Origin of the sequence: Robiginitalea sp. (genome assembly GCF_049588695.1) — a bacterium.
In the GTDB taxonomy this organism is placed as follows: Bacteria; Bacteroidota; Bacteroidia; order Flavobacteriales; family Flavobacteriaceae; genus Robiginitalea.
Genome location: NZ_JBAVZJ010000370.1, coordinates 1 through 2,555, shown reverse-complemented (window position 1 = coordinate 2,555; position 2,555 = coordinate 1). Strand labels below are relative to the sequence as shown.

Below are 2,555 nucleotides of genomic sequence, written 5' to 3'. Positions count from 1 at the left end.
CCCTCGCTTTCTGCGTCTTCTTCTTCGAACCTGAAACCATCCGGAGTATCTTCTTTAAAAAGAAACCCATCCCCACGCTATCTCCAGGGGTACGGCCCGCCGGGGCACCCTTGATTATGGGAGTCCTGGGGATCTACTTTCTGGTGCAGCTGGTTTTACCCATACGCCATCACTTTATAGCCGGAGATGTGCTCTGGACGGAAGAAGGACACCGGATGAGTTGGAGGATGATGCTGAGGACCCGAAGGGGCAATCTGCAATTTCGGGTAGTGGATATGGAAACCGGGGCAGGAGAGTTGATCTCCCTTCAGAAATGGCTGACGCCAAAACAAAAGCGAAAAGTACAGGCCTATCCGGACTTTGCCTGGCAATTCGCCCAGCGCCTGAAGGAACATTATGCGGCACAGGGGCAGAAAGTCGGTGTCTATGTACTGGGCAACGTAGGGGTCAACCGCAGGGAGTTTCATCCCTATATCGATCCCAAAACGGACCTGGCGGCCGAACCCTGGGACCCCTTCCGGCACCATTCCTGGATCATGCCCTCCCCCTATAAAAAATAAGGTTGTAGCTGCCCGTTTGACCTCCCCTTTTCTGCTTTAAGAATTGTTAGATTGTTCCTACCTTTACCCCTTTAGAATAATCTCCTATGCTGCCGTTACAAACCCTCAGAGAAAATGCCGATGCTATAGCCATAGCGATGGACAAACGCGGTTTGGATGCCCGCCCGATTGTCTCAAAGATTCTTAACCTGGACCAGGAACGCCGGAACCTTCAGGCCCGCCTGGACCAAACCCTGGCCGAGGCCAATAGCGCCTCCCGGGAAATCGGCCAACTCTTTAAGTCTGGAAAAGGCGCGGAAGCCAATGCTCTGAAAGAAACCTCCTCCCACCTGAAAGCTCAATCCAAAGAGCTTCAGGAACAGCTTGGAATTGCAGCAGAGGCATTGCAGGAAGCACTTTATCTGCTGCCCAACACCCCTCACGAGCTCGTACCTGGGGGGCAGGATGAAACCGACAATGAAATCGTCTATGAGTGGGGCGAAATTCCCAGCCTGGATACTGATGCCCTTCCCCATTGGGATTTGGCGGGAAAATACGATTTGATCGACTTTGAACTCGGTGTAAAAATAACCGGGGCCGGATTTCCGGTGTACAAAGGTAAAGGTGCCCGGTTACAACGCGCTTTGATCTCCTATTTCCTGGATAGGAATATGGAGGCAGGATATCAGGAAATTCAGGTACCCCATCTGGTTAATGAAGCTTCAGGTTATGGCACAGGCCAACTCCCGGATAAAGAGGGTCAGATGTATCATGTTCAGGAGGACAACCTCTACCTGATTCCCACGGCAGAAGTACCGGTGACCAACCTTTTTCGGGATGTGATTTTGGAAAAGGCAGAACTCCCCGTTCGATATACCGCCTACACCCCGTGTTTTCGTCGTGAGGCCGGGAGCTATGGTGCCCATGTAAGGGGACTCAACCGCCTGCACCAGTTCGACAAGGTGGAAATTGTACGGGTGGAAACCCCGGAGCATTCTTATGAGGCCCTGGAGGAAATGGTCAACCACGTCAAAGGACTTTTGGAATCCCTGAACTTACCGTACCGCATACTCCGCTTATGTGGTGGGGATTTAGGGTTTACCTCAGCACTGACATATGATTTTGAGGTCTATTCCACCGCCCAGAAGCGTTGGCTGGAGGTCAGCTCCGTTTCTAACTTTGAAGCTTTCCAGGCCAATCGCCTTAAATTGAGGTATCGGGAAGCGGGCGAAAAACCCCAACTTACCCACACCCTCAATGGCAGTGCACTGGCATTGCCCCGTATTTTGGCTGGACTGCTGGAAAACTACCAGGAAGCCGGAGGGATACGCATCCCGGAGGTTCTGGTGCCCTATACAGGATTTGATCGGATTTCGTGAGGTGTCCATAGCCGATGGCCCGTTACAGAATGTCTTTGACAGGGATTCCTGTGGCTAAGGAAGACAAGTTCGTATCTTTGTGGAAATCTCCTGCTGTGAAAACCTGCTTGCCCATATTGCTCTTCCTGCTTTTTGGAATGCCCCTTTTGGGACAACAGGACTTCCTGGCCCAGCAGTATTTTAACGATGGGGATTTTGATAAAGCCGTGGTCTTTTATGAGAAACTGGTAGACAGCAATCCCAGACGACTCGATTATGCAGCCCAGCTGGTAAAATGTTATCAGCAATTGGAGGCCTACGACAAAGCCGTTGCCTACTTACAGGATCAAATCGATTCGGGTAAGGCCCACCCAACACTGTTTATCGATTTAGGTTATACATATGATCTTATGGAAGACCTTCCAAAGAGGGATGCGGCCTACCAAAGAGCTATGGATCTTATCGAATCCAACCCGGACTACGGATACGTGCTGGGTTTTAAATTTCAACAGTATGCCTTGCTGGATTATGCCCTAAAGGCTTACAGGCGTTCCATGGAACTGAACCCCGAACTCGATTACAATACCCAGATTGCACGGATTTACGGGGAACAGGGAGAAGTAGCCTTGATGTATGAAGCCTATATGGACCTCATTTC

The 2,555-nt window shown here is 50.8% G+C and carries 2 protein-coding genes and 1 pseudogene; all 3 read left to right on the top strand.

Translation table 11 applies throughout. From position 1 onward, the window contains the following. Positions 1-560 (top strand): annotated as a pseudogene (locus WBV75_RS08875) (HTTM domain-containing protein); the annotation flags it as partial. An 86-nt stretch (positions 561-646) separates the two neighbouring features. Further along, positions 647-1,918: a serine--tRNA ligase gene (gene serS / locus WBV75_RS08870; protein ID WP_424120269.1), complete on the top strand. Its 1,272-nt coding sequence runs from the start codon at positions 647-649 to the stop codon at positions 1,916-1,918. Positions 1,919-2,013: 95 nt separating this feature from the next. After that, the coding region (locus WBV75_RS08865) for a tetratricopeptide repeat protein (RefSeq protein ID WP_424120268.1) at positions 2,014-2,555 on the top strand (542 nt) is incomplete at its 3' end.

Bases quoted from the DNA above. Each gene is read 5' to 3' on its own strand.
- serS (WP_424120269.1), top strand. From the start codon at position 647: ATGCTGCCGTTACAAACCCTCAGAGAAAATGCCGATGCTATAGCCATA.